This window comes from Burkholderia sp. LK4, from assembly GCF_001043615.1.
GTDB lineage: Bacteria > Pseudomonadota > Gammaproteobacteria > Burkholderiales > Burkholderiaceae > Burkholderia > Burkholderia cepacia.
This window is the reverse complement of the sequence record NZ_LDUL01000020.1, coordinates 48,902-68,479: the sequence shown is the minus strand read 5'-3', so window position 1 is coordinate 68,479 and position 19,578 is coordinate 48,902. Positions and strand designations below refer to the sequence as shown.

Sequence of the window (19,578 nt, the reverse complement as noted above, 5' to 3'; positions counted from 1 at the left end):
TCCGGGCTGCGCGGCGGCCGTTGGCTGAAACGGTTTATTGGTGACGCGCAGCCGCCGGCGGCACGGTGCGCGGATCGGGGTTCGCGGCCTCGGCAATCTGCGCATGATAAGCGCTCGCCCATTCGGGCGGGCCGAAAATCGCGCGCAGCTTGTTGCGCCATCCGTCGACGCGCAATGCGTCGCCGGCCATCGATATCCATTCGTGGAACGTCGCGACGAGCGGGTTGTTCGAGCCGAGCCGCTCGACGATCCCGTACCGCGGCGGATCGTCGGGCGTTTCCTCGACATAACTCCCGAACAGGCGATCCCAGATCACAAGGACGCCTGCGTAATTGCGGTCGATGTAGCGCGGATTGCGCGCATGGTGCGCACGGTGGATCGACGGCGTGTTCAGCACGTATTCGAGCCAGCCGAGCTTGCCGATCGCCTGGGTGTGCACGAAGAACTGGAACGCGAGGTTGATCAGCACGATGCCGACGACCTGCTGCGGCGGAAAGCCGGCGAACGCGAGCGGCAGCCAGAACACCCACATGCCCGCGACGGGGTACATCAGGCTCTGGCGGAACGCGGTCGAGAAATTCATCCGCTCGGACGAGTGATGCACGACGTGCGCGGCCCACAGCCAGCGCACGCGATGGCTCGCGCGGTGGAACACGTAGTAGAGGAAATCCTGCGCAACGAACAGCACCGCGAACGACAGCCAGCCGTCGTGCCACGTGAACAGGCGGTAGTGCCGGTAGCAATACGCGTAGACGGGGATCACGAACAGCCACGCGATCTTGTCGGCGCCCTGGTGCATCAGCGCGAGCGCCGCGTTGCACAGCGTGTCGCGCCACGCATAGACATGGTCCTGCGCACGGGTGCGGGCGAGGTGCCAGGCCTCCCACGCGATGCAGAGCAGGAAGACGGGCGCCAGCGCGAGCAGAAGCAATTCGACGTCGAATCGCATGGGCGTGTCTCCTTCTTTCCCCTGCAAGCCTTGAGGCCGGGCGTATGGCCCGTTGTAGATATCGGTCAGGCCAACAGCCTACGCAATCGCCACGCGCTAGGCGAGGGGGCAGCGTAGAGGGTTCCCTCTGAGGACAGGGTTTCTACGGAAGCCGCGCGGCACGGGGCCGGGCGGTGTGGCCCTGTTTTGTGGGTGCGATCGGTGCGCGGTGTGTCGCGCGCGGGCGGCGGCTGCCGTTTCAAACCGGGGAGGGCGGGATTCCGTGCGCGGGGGCCGCCCCGATTGTCCGCCGGAGGGTCCCGCTGCGCGGTGCGGCCCCGTGGCCGGTGCAAGCCGGCGCGGGCCGCCGGCCGGCGGCGCCGCGCCATGCCGCGGCGCGCGGATCGTCATTGCGCGCCGGCGTAGATCCATTCGAGCAGCGTGTCGTGCGCGGCGCGCGCGGCTTCCGCGTGATCGTTGTTGATGAAACTGACGACGATGTAGCTCTGGCCGTCGGCGCCGGCAACGTAGCCGGCGATCGCGCGCACGTCGCGCAGCGTGCCGGTCTTGATGTGCGCGTTGCCGAGCACGCCGGCGTTGGTGAGGCGGTTCTTCATCGTGCCGTCGATGCCCGCGATCGGCAGCGAATCGATGAAGGCCTGCGCGACGGGGCTCGCGTTCGCGGCCTGCAGCAGCGCGGCGAGCGACAGTGCGCTCACATGCTCTTCGCGCGACAGGCCCGAGCCGTTTTCGAGCACGAGGTCGGGCATCGCGATGCCGTTCTTCTGCAGGAACGCCTGGATCACGCGGCTCGACTGCTCGGGCGTTGCGGGCGGCCTGCCGCCGACCGCGCCGATCGTCAGGAACAGGTTGCGCGCCATCACGTTGTTGCTGAACTTGTTGATGTCGTAGACGATGCTGCCGAGCACCGGGCTGTGATGCACGGCGAGCGGCCGCGCGGTGGTCGGCACCTTGCCTTCGCTCACGGGCCCCGTGATCGTGCCGCCGTCCTGCTGCCACAGCGCGAGGAAGCCGCGGGCGAAGAACGTCGTGTGATCGAGGATCGCGAGGTTGGTCGTGTGCGCGCCGCAACGCAGCGGGTAGTCGCCGGCGAACGAAGCGGTCATGATCCCGCCGCCGGCCGTCAGCGTCGGTCGCGCGGCCGCGGCGGCCGCGCTGCACGAGCCCGAGCCTTCGACCAGCTGGTTGTCGATCGACAGGTCCGCGAGCGGCGGCAGCACGTCGACGGCCACCTTGCCGTCGTCGCCCGGCGTGACGGTGAACGACACGGCCTTGAACGCGTACAGCAGCGGATCGGGGCCGACGTTGTACGGCGCGCTCGCATCGTCGTCGAACGAAGGGAGATCGCGCGTCGTCGCCGCGAAGTAGCTCTTGTCGAGCACGAGGCCGCCCGCCACGCGCTTGACGCCGGCCTTGCGGAGCTTGTCGACGAGGTCGATCAGCTCTTCGGGCACGAGCTTCGGATCGCCGGTGCCCTTGATGTACAGGTTGCCCTGCAGCGTGCCGTCGGGGTCGACCGTGCCGTCCGTGTAGGCGGTCGTGCGCCAGCGGTAGTCGGGGCCGAGGATCGACAGGCCCGAGAAGGTCGTTACGAGCTTCATCGTCGAGGCGGGCAGCATCGGCCGGCTCGCATTCCACGCGATCAGCGGTTCCGGATCGCCGACGCGCTCGACGACGACGCTCATCGCCGACGCCGGCACCTTCGCGCGCTGCAGCGCGACGAGCACGGACGCCGGCAGGCCGGCCGCGCGCGCGGCCGGCGACACGACCGTGGTCTTGCGCGCTTCCTTGTGGGATTTCTTGCGGGCCTGCGCGGCAGGCGCGAAGGCGAGGGCCGTGCAGGTGGCGACGATGGCGACCGCCCGCAGGCAGACGCGGGCGCGGGGGGCAAACCGGTTGGAAAGATCGGAAATCGGCATGAGCGAATACGGGGAAAGCACGACGTTCGGGCAGGGCGCGCGCGGCGCCAAAGCGCACATTGTAGAGACAAGTCCGGACAGCCCCCTTGCAATCCGCCTTTCTGTTGCATTGCACGGTGCCGCGCGCCGGGTTCGCGGCGCTACAATGGTCGGCGTGTTTGACTCGCCCCATGGATGCCTGTCCCGATGCGGATTCTGCTTGTCGAAGATGATCGAATGATTGCCGAAGGCGTGCGCAAGGCGCTGCGCTCGGACGGCTTTGCAGTCGACTGGGTGCAGGACGGCGACGCCGCACTGACGGCGCTCGGCGGCGAGACGTACGACCTGCTGCTGCTCGATCTCGGGCTGCCGAAGCGCGACGGCATCGACGTGCTGCGCACGCTGCGCGCGCGCGGGCTGGCGCTGCCGGTGCTGATCGTCACCGCGCGCGACGCGGTGGCCGATCGCGTGAAGGGCCTCGACGCGGGCGCCGACGACTACCTCGTCAAGCCGTTCGACCTCGACGAGCTCGGCGCGCGAATGCGCGCGCTGATCCGCCGCCAGGCGGGGCGCAGCGAATCGCTGATCCGCCACGGCGCGCTGACGCTCGATCCCGCCTCGCACCAGGTGACGCTCGACGGCGCGCCGGTCGCGCTGTCCGCGCGCGAGTTCGCGCTGCTCGAGGCGCTGCTCGCGCGGCCCGGCGCGGTGCTGTCGAAGAGCCAGCTCGAGGAGAAGATGTACGGCTGGGGCGAGGAGATCGGCAGCAACACGGTCGAGGTCTACATCCACGCGCTGCGCAAGAAGCTCGGCTCCGACCTGATCCGCAACGTGCGCGGGCTTGGCTACATGGTCGTCAAGGAAAGCTGACGCGTGAGGTCGATTCGTCATCAATTGCTGATCTGGCTGCTCGCGATCGTCGTCGCGGGCGTGGGCATCGCGGGCTGGCTGATCTACCGGCAGGCGCTCGCGGAGGCGAACGAACTGTTCGACTACCAGTTGCAGGAAATCGCCGCGGCGCTGCCGTCGGAACCGTTCTCGCAGGTATTCGGCTCGCGTACCAACGGCGACGAAGGCATCGTGATCCAGATCTGGAACCGCAACGGCGTGCTGATGTACTTCTCGCATCCGCGTGCGCCGATCGCGCCGCGCGCGGAGCTCGGTTTCTCGACCGAGCGCACCGATCGCGGCGAATGGCGCGTGTACGGGGCGATCGTCGGCGACAACGTCGTGCAGCTCGCGCAGCCGCTGTCGGTGCGCAACCGGCTCGCGGCGAACGTCGCGCTGCGTACGCTGTGGCCGCTGATCGTGCTGCTGCCGTTCCTCGGCGCGGCCGTGTGGGTGATCGTCGGGCGCGGGCTCGCGCCGCTCGGCCGCGTGACGCGCGCAGTCGAGGCGCGCCGGCCGGAAGCGCTCGATCCGCTGCCCGATGCGCGTCTGCCGCTCGAGGTGCAGCCGCTCGTGCGGGCGCTGAACGGGCTGCTCGCGCGGCTGTCGGCCGCGCTCGACACGCAGAAGGCGTTCGTGGCCGACGCCGCGCACGAACTGCGCACGCCGCTCGCGGCCGTGCAGATTCAGGCGCAACTCGTCGCCCGCGCGAAGGACGATGCATCGCGCCGCGAGGCGGTCGCGGATCTCCAGGATGGCGTGTCGCGCGCGACGCGTCTCACGGAGCAACTGCTCGCGCTGGCACGCGCCGAACCCGACGGCGCGACGATGCGCGAACCCGTCGACCTGCAGGCACTGCTCGCCGAATGCGTGGCTGCGCTTGCGCCGCTCGCGCAGCGGCGCGACATCGATCTCGGCTTCGAGGAGACGCACGCGGCGAGCGTCGTCGCGGACGTCGGCGCGCTGCGCGTGATGTTCGGCAACCTGCTCGACAACGCGGTGAAGTACACGCCCGACGGCGGCCGCATCGACGTGTCGCTCACCCGCGACGCGGCCGGCCGCGCGTGCGTGCAGATCGGCGACAGCGGGCCCGGCATCCCGGCCGACGAGCGCGAGCGCGTGTTCGACCGTTTCTACCGCGACAGCTCCGCGCGGGCGCGCACCGATGTGTCGGGCAGCGGGCTCGGGCTCGCGATCGTCAAGCGCGTGGCGGCGCAGCAGGGGGCGACGGTGTCGCTCGGCGACGCGGCCGCGGGCGGCCTGCTCGTCAGCGTCGTGTTCCGCGACGCCGAGATGCCGGCCGAGGCGCCGCAGCCTTCCGAATCCGTGTGACGCGTGCCGCGTGCCGCCGGGCGAGCGCCGGCGGCCGCTTAAGCCCCGCTTAAGGCTGATTAAGCCTCCTTTAAGTCAGGGTCGTTACGCTGCGTCCTAACAAAGAGGAGGTCCTACGATGAATACCCGATTCCTTGCGCGCGGCGCCGTCGCGGTCGCCGTGGCGGCCGCCCTGTCCGCCGGTTATGTCGCCGGCACCCGCCGCGCCGATCCGCAGATCATCACGCCCGCGCAGGCTGCCGCGCTGATGCCGGCCGAAGCGGCTGCCAAGACCGGCATTCCCGATTTCTCCGGGCTCGTCGAGACTTACGGCCCGGCGGTGGTGAACATCAGCGCGAAGCACGTCGTGAAGCAGGTGTCGCGGCGCGTGCCGCAGCCGCAGCTGCCGATCGATCCGAGCGATCCGTTCTACCAGTTCTTCAAGCACTTCTACGGCCAGGTGCCGGGCATGGGCGGCGACGCGCAACCGGACGACCAGCCGAGCGCGAGCCTCGGTTCCGGGTTCGTCATCAGCTCCGACGGGTACATCCTCACCAATGCGCACGTGATCGACGGCGCGAACGTCGTCACGGTCAAGCTGACCGACAAGCGCGAATACAAGGCGAAGGTCGTCGGCTCGGATAAGCAGTCGGACGTCGCGGTGCTGAAGATCGATGCGAGCGGCCTGCCGACCGTGAAGATCGGCGACCCGGCGCAGAGCAAGGTCGGCCAGTGGGTCGTCGCGATCGGCTCGCCGTACGGCTTCGACAACACGGTCACGTCGGGCATCATCAGCGCGAAGTCGCGCGCGCTGCCGGACGAGAACTACACGCCGTTCATCCAGACCGACGTGCCGGTGAACCCCGGCAACTCGGGCGGCCCGCTGTTCAACCTGCAGGGCGAGGTGATCGGCATCAACTCGATGATCTATTCGCAGACGGGCGGCTTCCAGGGCCTGTCGTTCGCGATCCCGATCAACGAGGCGATCAAGGTGAAGGACGAACTCGTGAAGACGGGCCACGTGAGCCGCGGCCGCCTCGGCGTCGCCGTGCAGGGGCTGAACCAGACGCTCGCGAGCTCGTTCGGACTGCAGAAGCCGGACGGCGCGCTCGTCAGCTCGGTCGATCCGAACGGCCCGGCCGCGAAGGCCGGCCTGCAGCCGGGTGACGTGATCCTGTCGGTCAACGGCTCGCCGGTTGCCGATTCGACGTCGCTGCCCGCGCAGATCGCGAACCTGAAGCCGGGTTCGAAGGCCGACCTGCAGATCTGGCGCGACAAGTCGAAGAAGTCGATCAGCGTGACGCTCGGCGCGATGGCCGATGCGAAGCTCGCGTCGAACGACGGCGGGCCCGTCGAGCAGGGGCGCCTGGGCGTCGCGGTGCGTCCGCTGTCGCCGCAGGAGCGCAGCGCCGACAACCTGTCGCACGGCCTGATCGTGCAGCAGGCCGGCGGGCCGGCCGCCAACGCGGGCATCCAGCCCGGCGACGTGATCCTCGCGGTCAACGGCCGCCCGGTCACGAGCCCCGAGCAGTTGCGCGACGCAGTCAAGGGCGCGGGCAACAGTCTTGCTCTGCTGATCCAGCGCGATAATGCCCAGATCTTCGTGCCGGTCGACCTGAGCTGACCGGCCACGGCCGACGGCCGGCCAGGCCGGCCGCGGCGGGCGCCGCCGCCGCTCGAATGCGTGACGCCGCGCCCTGTATGTGTTCCGACCCCAAGGAGAGAGCCATGCAATATCTACGCAACGTGTCCCGATTTGCCGTCGCCGCGGCGCTGGCCGCCGGCCTCGCGGCCGGAGCGTCCGGCGCGTACGCGCAGTCGGACGGTTTGCCCGCCGCGGGCCAGCAGGGCGACGTCACCTTCGTGTCCGGCGGCGTTGGGCAGGACGAGTCGACGGCGTTCCAGCGCAACGAGCCGAAATGGCCGCTGGCGCTGCGCTTCACCGGCAAGGGCGGCGAGTTCCTGGCCGACGTTCATGTGCGGATCGTCGACGGCAAGGGCGACGAGGTGCTGAAGACCGACGCACGCGGGCCGTACATGCTCGTGAAGGTGCCGCCGGGCCGCTATACGGTGCATGCGTCGTACCAGGGCAACGAGGAATCCCGTGCCGTCACGGTCGGCGCGAAGGGCGGCGCGAAGACGGCGTTCCAGTGGAGCGCGCAGTAGCCTGCCGCGCGCGGCGCCGGCCCGGGTCGCGCATTCGGCTGCGGTTTCGCCCATAATGAAAGCCACGGCACCTGTGCCGTGGCTTTTTTCGTTTCCTGAGCCCGGCCTGCCGGGTCGTCCCAAGGAGAAACGATGTCCGACGCAGCCGACCCTCGTCTCGAAATCGTGCCGAACCGTCATCGCGTGCGCGTGATCCATCGCGGCATCACGTATGCCGATTCGCACGGCGCGCTGACCGTGCGCGAAACGGGCCTGCCGGACATCCACTACCTGCCGCGCCGCGACGTCAACATGCGCCGGCTCGTGAAATCCGGTGTCACGTCGGTCTGCCCGTTCAGGGGCGAGGCCGTGCACTTCGACTTGCAGACGGAAGACGGCGTGATCGAGAACGCCGCATGGAGTTACGAGGAACCGAAGGAGGCGGCGTCGGCGCTCGCGCTCTACGTCGCCTTCGACGCCGCACGGATCGACAGCCTCGTCGAGACATCCTGATGCGGTGCGTGTTCACCGGGGAGGCGTCATGGAACTGAACGACACATTGCGCATACCGCTCGCGCCGCCCGTCGTACGGGAGGCATTCGAGGATCTCGCGCTGCTGCGCGCGAGCTTCGATCATTGCGAATCGTTCGTGAAGCTTGCGGACGGCGAATTCGCGCTGACGATCACGGTGCCGCTCGGCCCGCTGCGCGCCCGCTACGACGTGCGTGCGCATGCGGCCGCCGAGCAGGGCGATGCGGAAGGCCAGCCGCGCCGCGTGCTCAATTTCAAGGCGCGGGCCGACGGGCTCGGCGCGCTGCGCGGCCAGGTCGAACTCGTGCTGATGCCGGATGACGACGCGGACGCAACGCGTATCGAGTACGTGGTCTGGGCGACGGCGAGCGGCCCGCTCACCGAGCTGCCGGGGCGGCAGATCGAAAATACGCTGCGCGAATGGACCGACGATTTCTTCCGTGAATTCTGCGCGGTCGTACAGGCGAAGCACGGCCTCGCACCGAATCGCGCGCGCTCGGCCGAGCCGCGGCGCCAGCACGTGTTCCTGCGGCCGGCGTCGCTGGTGGCCGCGACGAAGCGGGCGCTGCCGCCGCACCTCGGCGGCGCGCTGACCGGGCGTGCCGCCAGCGCACTCCCGCATCGCGGCTCCGGCACGGTGCCCGTGTGGGCGTGGGCCGCGATGATCGTCTTCGTCGCGCTGCTGCTCTACGCGGCACGCTGGATCAACGGCGGCTGAGCGGCCGGCCGTTTCCGCTGCGAGGCTCGCCCGCCGCGCGCCTACCGCGCGGCATCGGCGCCGGCTCCGGCGCCGCGAAATTCCCTTCGATACGCCGACGGCGACGTGCCGAGCGCGCCCGCGAAATGCTGGCGCAGCGACACGCTCGACCCGTAGCCGGCCGCCTGCGCGATCGCATCGATCGACTGCCCGGTGGTTTCCAGCAGATGCTGCGCACGCGCCAGCCGCTCGGCCTGCAGCCACGCGGTGACGGTCGTGCCGGTCGCCTGGCGGAAGTGGCGCGTGAACGTGCGCCGGCTCATCAGCACGCGTTCGGCAAGCGAATCGACGCTGTGCGCGGCGTCGAGATGCGCGCGCACCCAGTCGAGCAGGCCCGCGAGCCGCGCATCGCGCGGGTGCGCGGCGACCGGCTGCGGCACGTATTGCGCCTGCCCGCCCTGACGGTGCGGCGGGATCACGAGGCGGCGCGCGATCTGGTTCGCGGCGTCCGAGCCGAAGCGCCGCCGCACGACGTGCAGGCAGCAGTCGAGCCCCGCGGCCGTGCCGGCCGACGTCATCAGGTTGCCGTCGTCCACGTACAGCACGTCCGGATCGAGCTTCACGCGCGGGAAGCGTTGTGCGAAGTCGTCGGCCCATGCCCAGTGCGTGGTGGCCGGGCGGCCGTCGAGCAAGCCGGCCGCGGCGAGCACGTATGCGCCGAGGCACAGCCCGACGAGCTGCGCGCCGCGCGCGGCGACCGCGCGGACGGCGTCGAGCAGCACATCGGGCGGCGCTTCGTCCGGGTCGCGCCACGCCGGCACGATGACGATGTCCGCATCGTCGAGCCCGTCGAGGCCGTAGGGCGCGGTGATCGTGAAACCGCCCGTCGTCGACAGCGGGCCGCGCTCCGCCGAGCAGACGCGAAACTCGAACGCGGGCGACGCGGCCGCGTCGCGCTCCTTGCCGAACACGACGGACGGCACCGACAGGTGGAACGGGCTGATGCCGTCGTACGCGATCACGGCAACGACGGTCGGAGCGGTCGGGGCAGGCCGGGTGGACGAGGCGGCGGTCATGGCGGGCTCCGGATGGGTGATGGCCCGATTCTATCGAAGAATGGCTATCGGGCCACTGTCCACGTGAGCGACGCGCCCCGACAATGCATCGCATCGCGCCGCTGACCACCCCGTTCCGGGGCGGGGCCGCGCCCCTGGACCAGGAGCCCGCCATGTCGAACGCCGTCCCGCATTCCGTTTCCCATTCTGCTTCCCGCCGCGCACTGATCGTGATCGACGTCCAGAACGAGTACGTGACCGGCAACCTGCCGATCGAATATCCGCCGCTCGACGTGTCGCTCGCGAACATTGGCCGCGCGATCGATGCCGCGCATGCGGCCGGCGTGCCCGTGATCGTCGTCCAGCACGTCGCGCCGGCCGGCGCGCCGATCTTCGCGCCCGGCACCGACGGCGTCGCGCTGCACGCGGTCGTCGCCGGCCGGCCGTACGCACACCTGATCGAGAAGACGCACGCAAGCTCGTTTGCCGGGACCGACCTTGCAGCGTGGCTCGATGCGCACGGGATCGACACGCTCGCGGTGGCCGGCTACATGACGCACAACTGCAATGCGTCGACGGTCTATCACGCGGCGCATGCGGGGCTGAATGTCGAATACCTGAACGACGCGACGGGCGCGCTGCCTTACGAGAACGAAGCAGGCGCGGCGAGCGCCGAGGAGATTCACCGCGCGTACGCGGTGGTGTTCCAGTCGAATTTCGCGGCCGTGATGTCCACCGATGCGTGGATCGCGGGGCTGGCAGGTGCGCCGATGCCGAAGCGCGATTCGGTCGCCGCATCGAACCGGCGGGCCCGCGCGCAGCGCGCGAAGGCCGCCTGAACCGGGCGGGGAGAAGGGACGGCGGGTTGGGCGTCGGCGCGATGGGCGGCCCGCCCGATGAAACGAAGACCCGAATCGCTGGCGAACGCGCGTCGCGCGATCATTCGCCGTCCTTCAGCATCGCCGGGCTGTAGCGCAGCATGTCGAAACAGCCGTCGACGAGCTTTTCCGCATGCTGCTCGGCGTCGATCTCGTCGGGCAGCATCAGCATGTCGCGCACGAAACCGCTGACGAGCGTGTGCAGCATCAGCGTCGCGCGCCACGTATCGAGCCGCTCGGGCAGCAGCTTGAGTTGCACGGCCACCGCGAGATCGGCGTCGATCGCGTGCAGGGCCTCGCTCATCCCCGCGCGGTTGCGCTGCAGCAGCGGCTCCAGGTCCGCGACGTATTCGCACTTCATGAACAGGATGCTGAACACGCGGCGCAACTGCGCGTCGCGCTGCACGCCGAGCAGGCACCAGATCAGGATCTGGCGGATCTTGTCGAGCGGATTGCCGCCCGGCGCGTCGAGCGGCATCCGCTTCAACTCGTCGATCGGCAGAAACACGCGGTCGAACATCGCGTCGAACAGTTCGCTCTTGTTCGCGAAATGCCAGTAGATTGCGCCGCGCGTCACGCCGGCATGTTGCGCGATGTCGGCGAGCGACGTGTGCGACACGCCTTTCTCGAAGAACACGTGCTCGGCGGCGTCGAGAATGCGATTGCGCGTCTCGAGCGCCTCCTCCTTGGTACGTCTGACCATGTGCAGGCCTGATTGGATCGATCGTAGGTGAATATAGGGTCTGCAACCCTCTGCGCGGTCATATAGACTGGCTATGATCGCGGCTGGTAACAATCCGTAAGACTGGACAGCCGGTCGCGCACAAGCGGGCTTTTTACATACATTCATGAATGTATATACAATACCACCCTACGATCGAATGACCCAAGTGGCAATCAGTTAATATCCCACTCTGCTGATTCCCGCCAAAGTACCAGTCCGCAGTTGCGGGGCATCCTGTCGGCACGGAGGTTTCGTGCCGCTTGCTGTATCTAGCAGTCCAGTAATTCAGGTGTTCGATCTGCGCCGTGAGGCGCATCCGTGTTGCGCTCGCTCCGGTCGGGTGTGGCACTTATTCCATTGGTTATACACAGAGGTCGCTCCATGCGCGTCGAACGGGTTCCATACCGCTTAATCACTGTCGCGACGGCCGCCGTTTTCCTGGCCGCGTGCGGGAAAAAAGAATCGGCACCGCCGCCGCAAACGCCGGAAGTCGGCGTCGTCACCGTCCAACCGCAAGCCGTACCGGTCTTCAGCGAACTGCCGGGCCGCACCAGCGCATTCCTCGTCGCGCAGGTGCGCGCACGAGTCGACGGCATCGTGCTGCGCCGCGAATTCACCGAAGGCACCGACGTCAAGGCCGGCCAGCGCCTGTACAAGATCGATCCGGCGCCGTACATCGCCGCACTGAACAGCGCGAAGGCAACGCTCGCGAAGGCGCAGGCGAACCTCGTCACGCAGAACGCACTGGTCGCGCGCTACAAGGTGCTGGTGGCCGCGAACGCGGTCAGCAAGCAGGACTACGACAACGCAGTGGCCACGCAGGGCCAGGCCGCGGCGGACGTCGCGGCCGGCAAGGCGGCGGTCGATACCGCGCAGATCAACCTCGGCTACACCGACGTCGTGTCGCCGATCACCGGCCGCGTCGGCATTTCGCAAGTGACGCCGGGCGCCTACGTGCAGGCGAGCCAGGCGACGCTGATGTCGACGGTGCAGCAGCTCGATCCGGTGTACGTCGACCTCACGCAGTCGAGCCTCGAAGGCCTGAAGCTGCGGCAGGACGTGCAGAGCGGCCGCCTGAAGACGAGCGGCCCGGGCGCCGCGAAGGTGTCGCTGATCCTGGAAGACGGCAAGACCTACTCGGAAGCCGGCAAGCTGCAGTTCTCGGACGTGACGGTCGACCAGGCCACCGGCTCGGTGACGATCCGCGCGGTGTTCCCGAACCCGGGCCGCGTGCTGCTGCCGGGCATGTTCGTGCGCGCACGGATCGAGGAAGGCGTGAACGAGAACGCGTTCCTGGTGCCGCAGATCGGCGTCACGCATGACCAGAAGGGCCAGGCGATCGCGATGGTGGTGAACGCCAGCAACAAGGTCGAGCCGCGTCCGCTGAAGACCACCGGCATGCAGGGCCCGAACTGGATCGTCGAAGGCGGTCTGCAGGCGGGCGACCACGTGATCGTGCAGGGCGGCGAGAAGGTGCGCCCGGGTGCGACCGTGAAGTCGGTACCGGCACAGCTCGCACCGGCGGCCGGAGCCGCATCGGGCGCGGCTGCCGCCACCGCCGCGCCGGCTGCCGCCGGTTCCGGCGCCGCTGCCGCTTCCGGTGCTGCCGCATCGGGCGCCGCGCCGGCGAGTGCTGCCGCTGCTTCGAGCGCGCAATAACAGGGAGCCTGTTTCATGGCAAAGTTTTTTATCGATCGCCCGATCTTCGCGTGGGTGATCGCCATCATCCTGATGCTGGCCGGGGTTGCGGCGATCTTCACGCTGCCGATCTCGCAGTATCCGACGATCGCGCCGCCCTCGATCCAGATCACCGCGAACTACCCGGGCGCTTCCGCGAAGACGGTGGAAGACACGGTGACGCAGGTGATCGAGCAGCAGATGAGCGGTCTCGACAACTTCCTGTACATGTCGTCGACCAGTGACGACTCGGGCAACGCGACGATCACGCTGACCTTCGCGCCGGGTACCAACGCCGACATCGCACAGGTCCAGGTGCAGAACAAGCTGTCGCTCGCGACGCCGATTCTGCCGCAGGTCGTGCAGCAGCTCGGCCTCTCGGTGACGAAGTCGAGCAGCAGCTTCCTGCTGGTGCTCGCCTTCAACTCCGAAGACGGCAGCATGAACAAGTACGACCTCGCGAACTTCGTGGCGTCGCACGTGAAGGACCCGATCAGCCGGTTGAACGGCGTCGGTACCGTCACGCTGTTCGGCTCGCAGTACGCGATGCGGGTCTGGCTCGATGCGACCCGCCTGACGAACTACGGCCTCACGCCGGTCGACGTGTCGACCGCGATCTCCGCGCAGAACGTGCAGATCGCAGGCGGCCAGATCGGCGGCACGCCGTCCACGCCGGGCACGATGCTGCAGGCGACGATCACCGAATCGACGCTGCTGCAGACGCCCGAGCAGTTCGGCAACATCCTGCTGAAGGTCAATCAGGACGGCTCGCAGGTTCGCCTGAAGGATGTCGCGAAGCTCGAACTCGGCGGCGAAAACTACAACTTCGACACGAAGTACAACGGTCAGCCGACCGCGGCACTCGGTATCCAGCTCGCGACCAACGCGAACGCGCTGGCGACCGCGAAGGCCGTGCGCGCGAAGATCGACGAGCTGGCACCATTCTTCCCGCACGGCCTCGTCGTGAAGTACCCGTACGACACGACGCCGTTCGTGAAGCTGTCGATCGAGGAAGTGGTCAAGACGCTGCTCGAAGGTATCGTGCTCGTGTTCCTCGTGATGTATCTGTTCCTGCAGAACCTGCGGGCAACGATCATCCCGACGATCGCGGTGCCGGTCGTGCTGCTCGGCACGTTCGCGATCATGTCGATGGTGGGCTTCTCGATCAACACGCTGTCGATGTTCGGCCTCGTGCTCGCGATCGGCCTGCTGGTCGACGATGCGATCGTGGTGGTGGAGAACGTCGAGCGCGTGATGGCCGAAGAGGGCCTGTCACCGAAGGAGGCGACCCGCAAGGCGATGGGCCAGATCACCGGTGCACTTGTCGGCGTGGCGCTGGTGCTGTCGGCGGTGTTCGTGCCGGTGGCGTTCTCGGGCGGCTCGGTCGGCGCGATCTATCGTCAGTTCTCGCTGACGATCGTGTCGGCGATGGTGCTGTCGGTGCTGGTCGCGTTGATTCTGACGCCGGCCCTGTGCGCGACGATCCTCAAGCCGATCCCGCAAGGGCATCACGAAGAGAAGAAGGGCTTCTTCGGCTGGTTCAACCGCACGTTCAACAACAGCCGCGACAAGTACCACGTCGGCGTGCACCACGTGATCAAGCGCTCGGGCCGCTGGCTCATCATCTACCTGGTGGTGATCGTCGCGGTCGGCCTGCTGTTCGTGCGCCTGCCGAAGTCGTTCCTGCCCGATGAAGACCAGGGCCTGATGTTCGTGATCGTGCAGACGCCGTCGGGCTCGACGCAGGAAACGACCGCGAAGACGCTCGCGAACATTTCCGACTACCTGCTGAAGGACGAGAAGGAAATCGTCGAATCGGCGTTCACGGTCAACGGCTTCAGCTTCGCCGGCCGCGGCCAGAACTCCGGCCTCGTGTTCGTTCGCCTGAAGGACTACTCGCAGCGTCAGCATGCGAACCAGAAGGTGCAGGCGCTGATCGGCCGGATGTTCGGGCGCTACGCGGGCTACAAGGACGCGATCGTGATCCCGTTCAACCCGCCGTCGATACCTGAACTCGGCACCGCTGCCGGCTTCGACTTCGAGCTGACGGACAACGCGGGTCTCGGCCACGATGCGCTGATGGCCGCGCGCAACCAGCTGCTCGGGATGGCCTCGAAGGATCCGACGCTGCAGGGTGTGCGTCCGAACGGCCTGAACGATACGCCGCAGTACAAGGTCGACATCGATCGCGAGAAGGCGAACGCGCTCGGCGTGACGGCGGATGCGATCGACCAGACGTTCTCGATCGCGTGGGCGTCGAAGTACGTGAACAACTTCCTGGATACCGACGGCCGGATCAAGAAGGTCTACGTGCAGGCGGACGCACCGTTCCGGATGACGCCGGAAGACCTGAACATCTGGTACGTGCGCAACGGGTCGGGCGGGATGGTGCCGTTCAGTTCGTTCGCGACCGGTCACTGGACGTACGGTTCGCCGAAGCTCGAGCGCTACAACGGTGTGTCGGCGATGGAAATCCAGGGCCAGGCCGCACCGGGCAAGTCGACCGGTCAGGCGATGGCGGCGATGGAACAGATCGCGAAGAAGCTGCCGGTCGGTATCGGCTATTCGTGGACGGGCCTGTCGTTCCAGGAAATCCAGTCCGGTTCGCAGGCGCCGATCCTGTACGCGATCTCGATTCTCGTCGTGTTCCTGTGTCTCGCGGCGCTGTATGAAAGCTGGTCGATCCCGTTCTCGGTGATCATGGTGGTCCCGCTCGGCGTGATCGGTGCACTGCTCGCGGCAACGATGCGCGGCCTCGAGAACGACGTGTTCTTCCAGGTCGGCCTGCTGACCACCGTGGGCTTGTCCGCGAAGAACGCGATTCTGATCGTGGAGTTCGCGCGCGAACTGCAGATGACGGAGAAGATGGGGCCGATCGAGGCTGCGCTGGAAGCGGCGCGCCTGCGGCTGCGTCCGATCCTGATGACGTCGCTCGCGTTCATTCTCGGCGTGATGCCGCTCGCGATCAGCAACGGCGCGGGTTCGGCCAGCCAGCACGCGATCGGTACGGGCGTGATCGGCGGGATGATCACGGCGACGTTCCTCGCGATCTTCATGATCCCGATGTTCTTCGTGAAGATCCGCGCGATCTTCAGCGGCGAGAAGGAAGACGTCGACGAGGCGCTGCGCCTGGCTCAGGAGCACTCGCACCACGAAGAGAAGCCGGGCAACGGCGACGAAGGCAACAAGGGACAGTGATGATGCAAAAACACGCTTTGACTGCAATCGCGGTCGCGCTCTTTGCTACGGGCTGCACGATGGCGCCGCATTACAAGCGGCCCGACGCGCCCGTCGCACAGGCGTACCCGGCCGGCGGCGTCTACGCGACGCAGCCGGGTGCGGCCGGCGCGCGCAGCGCGAACGGCCAGGCGGCGACCGCCATCGGCTGGCGCGAGTTCTTCGTCGATCCGCGCCTGCAGCGGCTGATCGAGATCGCGCTGAAAAACAACCGCGACCTGCGCGTGTCGGTGCTGAACATCGAGGCGGCGCGTGCGCAGTACCAGATCACGCGCGCGGGCCTGTTCCCGACGCTCGACGGCACGGGCACGGGCAGTGTCCAGCGCGTGCCGCAAGGTCTGTCGCAGACGGGCGCGCCGTATATCTCGCGTGCCTACAACGTCGGTTTGTCCGCGTCGTGGGAGCTCGACCTGTTCGGCCGCGTGCAGAGCTTGAAGGACCAGGCGCTCGCGCAGTACCTGTCGACGTCGTATGCACGGCAGGCGCAGGAAATCTCGCTTGTGTCTTCGGTGGCTGACCAGTACCTGACGCTGCTGTCGACCGACGACCTGCTGAAGGTCACGGAGGACACGCTGAAGTCCGCTCAGGCGCAGTACGACCTGACCAAGCTGAGGTTCGACAACGGCACGGGCTCCGAGCTCGAGCTGCGTCAGGCGCAGACGGTGGTCGAGCAGGCGCTGTCGAACCAGCAGCAGCAGGCGCGTGCGCGTGCGCAGGCACTGAACATGCTGGTGCAACTGATCGGCGAGCCGCTGCCGGACGATCTGCCGGCAGGCATGCCGCTCGACGCGCAGAACCTGCTGACGGACGTGCCGGCCGGGTTGCCGTCGGACCTGCTGACGCGTCGTCCGGACGTGATGCAGGCCGAGCAGACGCTGCTGGCCGCGAATGCGAACATCGGTGCGGCACGCGCGGCGTTCTTCCCGCGCATCTCGCTGACGGGCGCGTTCGGCACCGGCAGCCCGACGCTGGGCGGCCTGTTCAAGGCCGGCACGGCGGCGTGGTCGTTCGCGCCGCAGATCACGATGCCGATCTTCGAGGGCGGGCAGAACATCGCGAACCTGAACCTCGCGAACGTGCAGAAGCGCATCGAGATCGCGAACTACGAGAAGGCGATCCAGTCGGCATTCCGCGAAGTGGCGGATGGTCTGGCCGCACGCGGCACGTACGACCAGCAGATCGCGGCGCTCGAGCGCAACGAGCACGCGCAGCAGCGACGTTTCGACCTGTCGGACCTGCGTTACAAGAACGGCGTCGACAGCTACCTGTCGGTGCTGACCGCGCAGACGGATCTGTACTCGGCACAGCAGACGCTGATCAACGCACGACTGGCGCGCTGGACGAATCTGGTCGACCTGTACCGTGCACTGGGCGGCGGGTGGATCCAGCGGGCCGGCGAGACGCCGCGCGCGCCGGATGCGCCGGTCGACTACGACAAGGCGGCCGCTCCGGCGCCTGCGTCGTCGGCGTCGACGAACGGGTAAGTGAAAGGCGGGGCAGGAGCGGGCAACCGCTTCTGCCTGCCGAACCGGCGAGATGCAAAAACGAAAACGCCACGGATGAAAATCCGTGGCGTTTTCTTTTGTGCGGCCGAATCGTGCGAGACCACGACGGTCGACGTGACGATGACTGCATCGGATGCCGCTGATGCCGATCACGGCAGATACGCGTCCAGGCGCGATCAACCGATCAACCAGGCAGCCTGTACCGCACCGCACCGCACCGCACCGCATCGCAGGCGGCCCCCCGAGCGCGCGAGGCACCCCGCGTAGCCCGGCCCCGCCAAGCAAAAACGCCACGGCATGCCGTGGCGTTTTCCGTTACCGCTTCGCGCCGTCGTCCGGCGCGTCGCGATCAGTGATGCACGTCGGCCGGGCGGCCGTCGAAGTCGTGTCCGGCGCGGCGGATCTCGCAGCGCGCATCCTTCTCGCCTTTCACGCCGTTGAACACGATGTTCAGGATCACGGCCGATGCCGACGCCAGCAGGATGCCGCTGTGCAGGATCGGGGCGAGCGCGGGCGGCAGCTTCGAGAAGAAGTGCGGCGACACGACCGGCACGAGGCCCATACCGACGCTCACGGCGACGATGAACAGGTTGTGCGAGTTGTTCACGAAGTCGACCTTCGACAGCACCTTGATGCCGTTCGCGGCCACCATCCCGAACATCACGATGCCCGCACCGCCGAGCACGAACGGCGGCACCGATGCGACCACCTGCGCCATCTTCGGGAACAGGCCGAGCAGCACGAGAATCACGCCGCCCGTCGCACACACGAACCGGCTCTTCACGCCCGTCACGCCGATCAGGCCGACGTTCTGCGAGAACGACGTATGCGGGAACGAGTTGAAGATGCCGCCGATCAGCGTGCCGAGGCCGTCGACGCGCAGGCCGCGCACGAGGCGCTCCTGGTTGACCGGACGATCGACCATGTCGCCGACCGCGAGGAACATGCCGGTCGATTCGATGAACGTGACGAACATCACCGTGACCATCGTCACGATCGACAGCGGGTCGAAGTGCGGCATGCCGAAGTGGAACGGCATCACGATGCCGACCCACGGTGCGTGCGCGACGCCGTCGGTATTCACGCGGCCGATCGCGAACGCGATCGCGAAGCCGGCGACGATGCCGAGCAGCACCGAGATGTTCGCGATGAAGCCGCGGCCGAACTTGTTGATCAGCAGGATCAGCGTCAGCACAAGCAGCGACAGGCCGAGATAGACGGGGCTGCCGTACTCGGGGTTGCCGACGCCGCCGGCTGCCCAGTTGATGCCGACTTCCATCAGCGACAGCCCGATCACCGCGATCACGGTGCCGACCACCACGGGCGGGAAGAACCGCAACAGCTTGCCGATCATCGGCGCGAGCACGATGCCGATGATGCCGGCCGCGATCGTCGAGCCGAAGATGTCGAGAATGCCGAGGCCGGGGTTCGTGCCGATCGCGATCATCGGGCCGACTGCCGCGAACGTGCAGCCCATGATGACGGGCAGGCGGATCCCGAAGATCCACAGGCCCAGCGTCTGGATCAGCGTGGCGATGCCGCACGAAAACAGATCTGCGCTGATCAGGAACGCGATCTGGTCTTTCGGCAGCTTGAGTGCGGCGCCAACGATAAGCGGCACGGCAACGGCGCCGGCGTACATGACGAGGACGTGTTGCAGGCCAAGCGTTACCAGCTTGCCGGTCGGCAGCACCTCATCGCACGGATGGACCGTGTTCGATTGCATCTGTCTCACTCCATGATCTTGTTTTCGGGGTGATACGAAGTTATGCGGAATGAATCCACGCAACAAGAGCGCTGGGTACTATTCCGCTCTTTGCTGGTTCGATATGCCATTTCGGCATGAAACAGGGTGTCGATCATCGGGAAACTGCCGCAGGAGTGAGGGTTCCCGGTTTTATAGCCCTTCAAAATAGCGCTGGCCCCCATGTCAAATATCGGCCGCTTTATGGTGTGTATCGGGCAGGGCGCATAGCGGCAAAAAGTGCCTGGGGAAAATCGTGCCGGGTTAACCCGCGAGCGGCCGCTTTCGCTGCCAACGTGCAGCCGGGTGAAACCCGGCAGGCCATGGCGATTTCGGCTG

Annotated in this window: 15 protein-coding genes; 10 read left to right on the top strand and 5 right to left on the bottom strand. The window is 67.5% G+C overall.

Features of this window, described 5'->3' with window-relative positions:
* Positions 1–34: 34 nt before the first annotated feature.
* Both VK92_RS11470 and dacB read right to left on the bottom strand, forming a co-directional pair.
* Positions 35–949: a sterol desaturase family protein gene (locus VK92_RS11470; RefSeq protein ID WP_048024992.1), complete on the bottom strand. Its 915-nt coding sequence runs from the start codon at positions 947–949 to the stop codon at positions 35–37.
* Positions 950–1,335: 386 nt separating this feature from the next.
* Complete coding sequence (gene dacB, locus VK92_RS11465; protein ID WP_048024990.1) at positions 1,336–2,868, bottom strand: D-alanyl-D-alanine carboxypeptidase/D-alanyl-D-alanine endopeptidase; 1,533 nt, start codon at positions 2,866–2,868, stop codon at positions 1,336–1,338.
* Between the two features lie 186 nt (positions 2,869–3,054).
* On the opposite strand from dacB, the gene VK92_RS11460 reads away from it, so the two are divergent.
* From VK92_RS11460 to VK92_RS11435, 6 genes are all read left to right on the top strand, one after another.
* Positions 3,055–3,717, top strand: coding sequence for a response regulator (locus VK92_RS11460; protein WP_021164091.1), 663 nt, complete (start codon positions 3,055–3,057; stop codon positions 3,715–3,717).
* A gap of 3 nt (positions 3,718–3,720) precedes the next feature.
* On the top strand, positions 3,721–5,067 hold the full coding sequence (locus VK92_RS11455; RefSeq protein WP_021164092.1) for an ATP-binding protein: 1,347 nt from the start codon (positions 3,721–3,723) through the stop codon (positions 5,065–5,067).
* A 118-nt stretch (positions 5,068–5,185) separates the two neighbouring features.
* Positions 5,186–6,670: a DegQ family serine endoprotease gene (locus VK92_RS11450; RefSeq protein WP_011353057.1), complete on the top strand. Its 1,485-nt coding sequence runs from the start codon at positions 5,186–5,188 to the stop codon at positions 6,668–6,670.
* 104 nt (positions 6,671–6,774) lie between these two features.
* On the top strand, positions 6,775–7,212 hold the full coding sequence (locus VK92_RS11445) for a carboxypeptidase-like regulatory domain-containing protein (protein ID WP_048024989.1): 438 nt from the start codon (positions 6,775–6,777) through the stop codon (positions 7,210–7,212).
* A gap of 132 nt (positions 7,213–7,344) precedes the next feature.
* A complete protein-coding gene (locus tag VK92_RS11440) occupies positions 7,345–7,704 on the top strand; it encodes a DUF427 domain-containing protein (RefSeq protein ID WP_021164094.1) in 360 nt (119 codons plus the stop codon).
* Positions 7,705–7,732: 28 nt separating this feature from the next.
* Positions 7,733–8,440: a CoxG family protein gene (locus VK92_RS11435; RefSeq protein ID WP_048024987.1), complete on the top strand. Its 708-nt coding sequence runs from the start codon at positions 7,733–7,735 to the stop codon at positions 8,438–8,440.
* 41 nt (positions 8,441–8,481) lie between these two features.
* On the opposite strand, the gene VK92_RS11430 is transcribed toward VK92_RS11435, so the two are convergent.
* Positions 8,482–9,495 carry a helix-turn-helix domain-containing protein gene (locus tag VK92_RS11430; RefSeq protein ID WP_048024985.1) on the bottom strand — a complete coding sequence of 338 codons (1,014 nt, stop codon included), beginning with the start codon at positions 9,493–9,495 and terminating at the stop codon, positions 8,482–8,484.
* A 152-nt stretch (positions 9,496–9,647) separates the two neighbouring features.
* Between VK92_RS11430 and VK92_RS11425 the strand changes: the two genes are divergently transcribed.
* On the top strand, positions 9,648–10,313 hold the full coding sequence (locus VK92_RS11425) for a cysteine hydrolase family protein (RefSeq protein ID WP_048025028.1): 666 nt from the start codon (positions 9,648–9,650) through the stop codon (positions 10,311–10,313).
* A 100-nt stretch (positions 10,314–10,413) separates the two neighbouring features.
* On the opposite strand, the gene VK92_RS11420 is transcribed toward VK92_RS11425, so the two are convergent.
* Entirely contained in the window at positions 10,414–11,055 is a 642-nt protein-coding gene (locus tag VK92_RS11420) for a TetR family transcriptional regulator (RefSeq protein ID WP_021164098.1), read from the bottom strand.
* A 402-nt stretch (positions 11,056–11,457) separates the two neighbouring features.
* On the opposite strand from VK92_RS11420, the gene VK92_RS11415 reads away from it, so the two are divergent.
* Genes VK92_RS11415 through VK92_RS11405 form a run of 3 tightly spaced genes read left to right on the top strand, consistent with a single transcriptional unit; the run spans position 11,458 to position 17,474 of the window.
* Positions 11,458–12,735: an efflux RND transporter periplasmic adaptor subunit gene (locus tag VK92_RS11415; protein ID WP_048024983.1), complete on the top strand. Its 1,278-nt coding sequence runs from the start codon at positions 11,458–11,460 to the stop codon at positions 12,733–12,735.
* A 15-nt stretch (positions 12,736–12,750) separates the two neighbouring features.
* On the top strand, positions 12,751–15,951 hold the full coding sequence (gene bpeB / locus VK92_RS11410) for an efflux RND transporter permease BpeB (RefSeq protein ID WP_039368427.1): 3,201 nt from the start codon (positions 12,751–12,753) through the stop codon (positions 15,949–15,951).
* On the top strand, positions 15,951–17,474 hold the full coding sequence (locus tag VK92_RS11405; protein WP_048024974.1) for an efflux transporter outer membrane subunit: 1,524 nt from the start codon (positions 15,951–15,953) through the stop codon (positions 17,472–17,474). The genes bpeB and VK92_RS11405 overlap by 1 nt, the downstream gene beginning before the upstream one ends.
* A gap of 370 nt (positions 17,475–17,844) precedes the next feature.
* Here the strand turns inward: VK92_RS11405 and VK92_RS11400 are convergent, their stop codons facing one another.
* Complete coding sequence (locus VK92_RS11400; RefSeq protein WP_021159518.1) at positions 17,845–19,221, bottom strand: nucleobase:cation symporter-2 family protein; 1,377 nt, start codon at positions 19,219–19,221, stop codon at positions 17,845–17,847.
* Between the last annotated feature and the right edge of the window lie 357 nt (positions 19,222–19,578).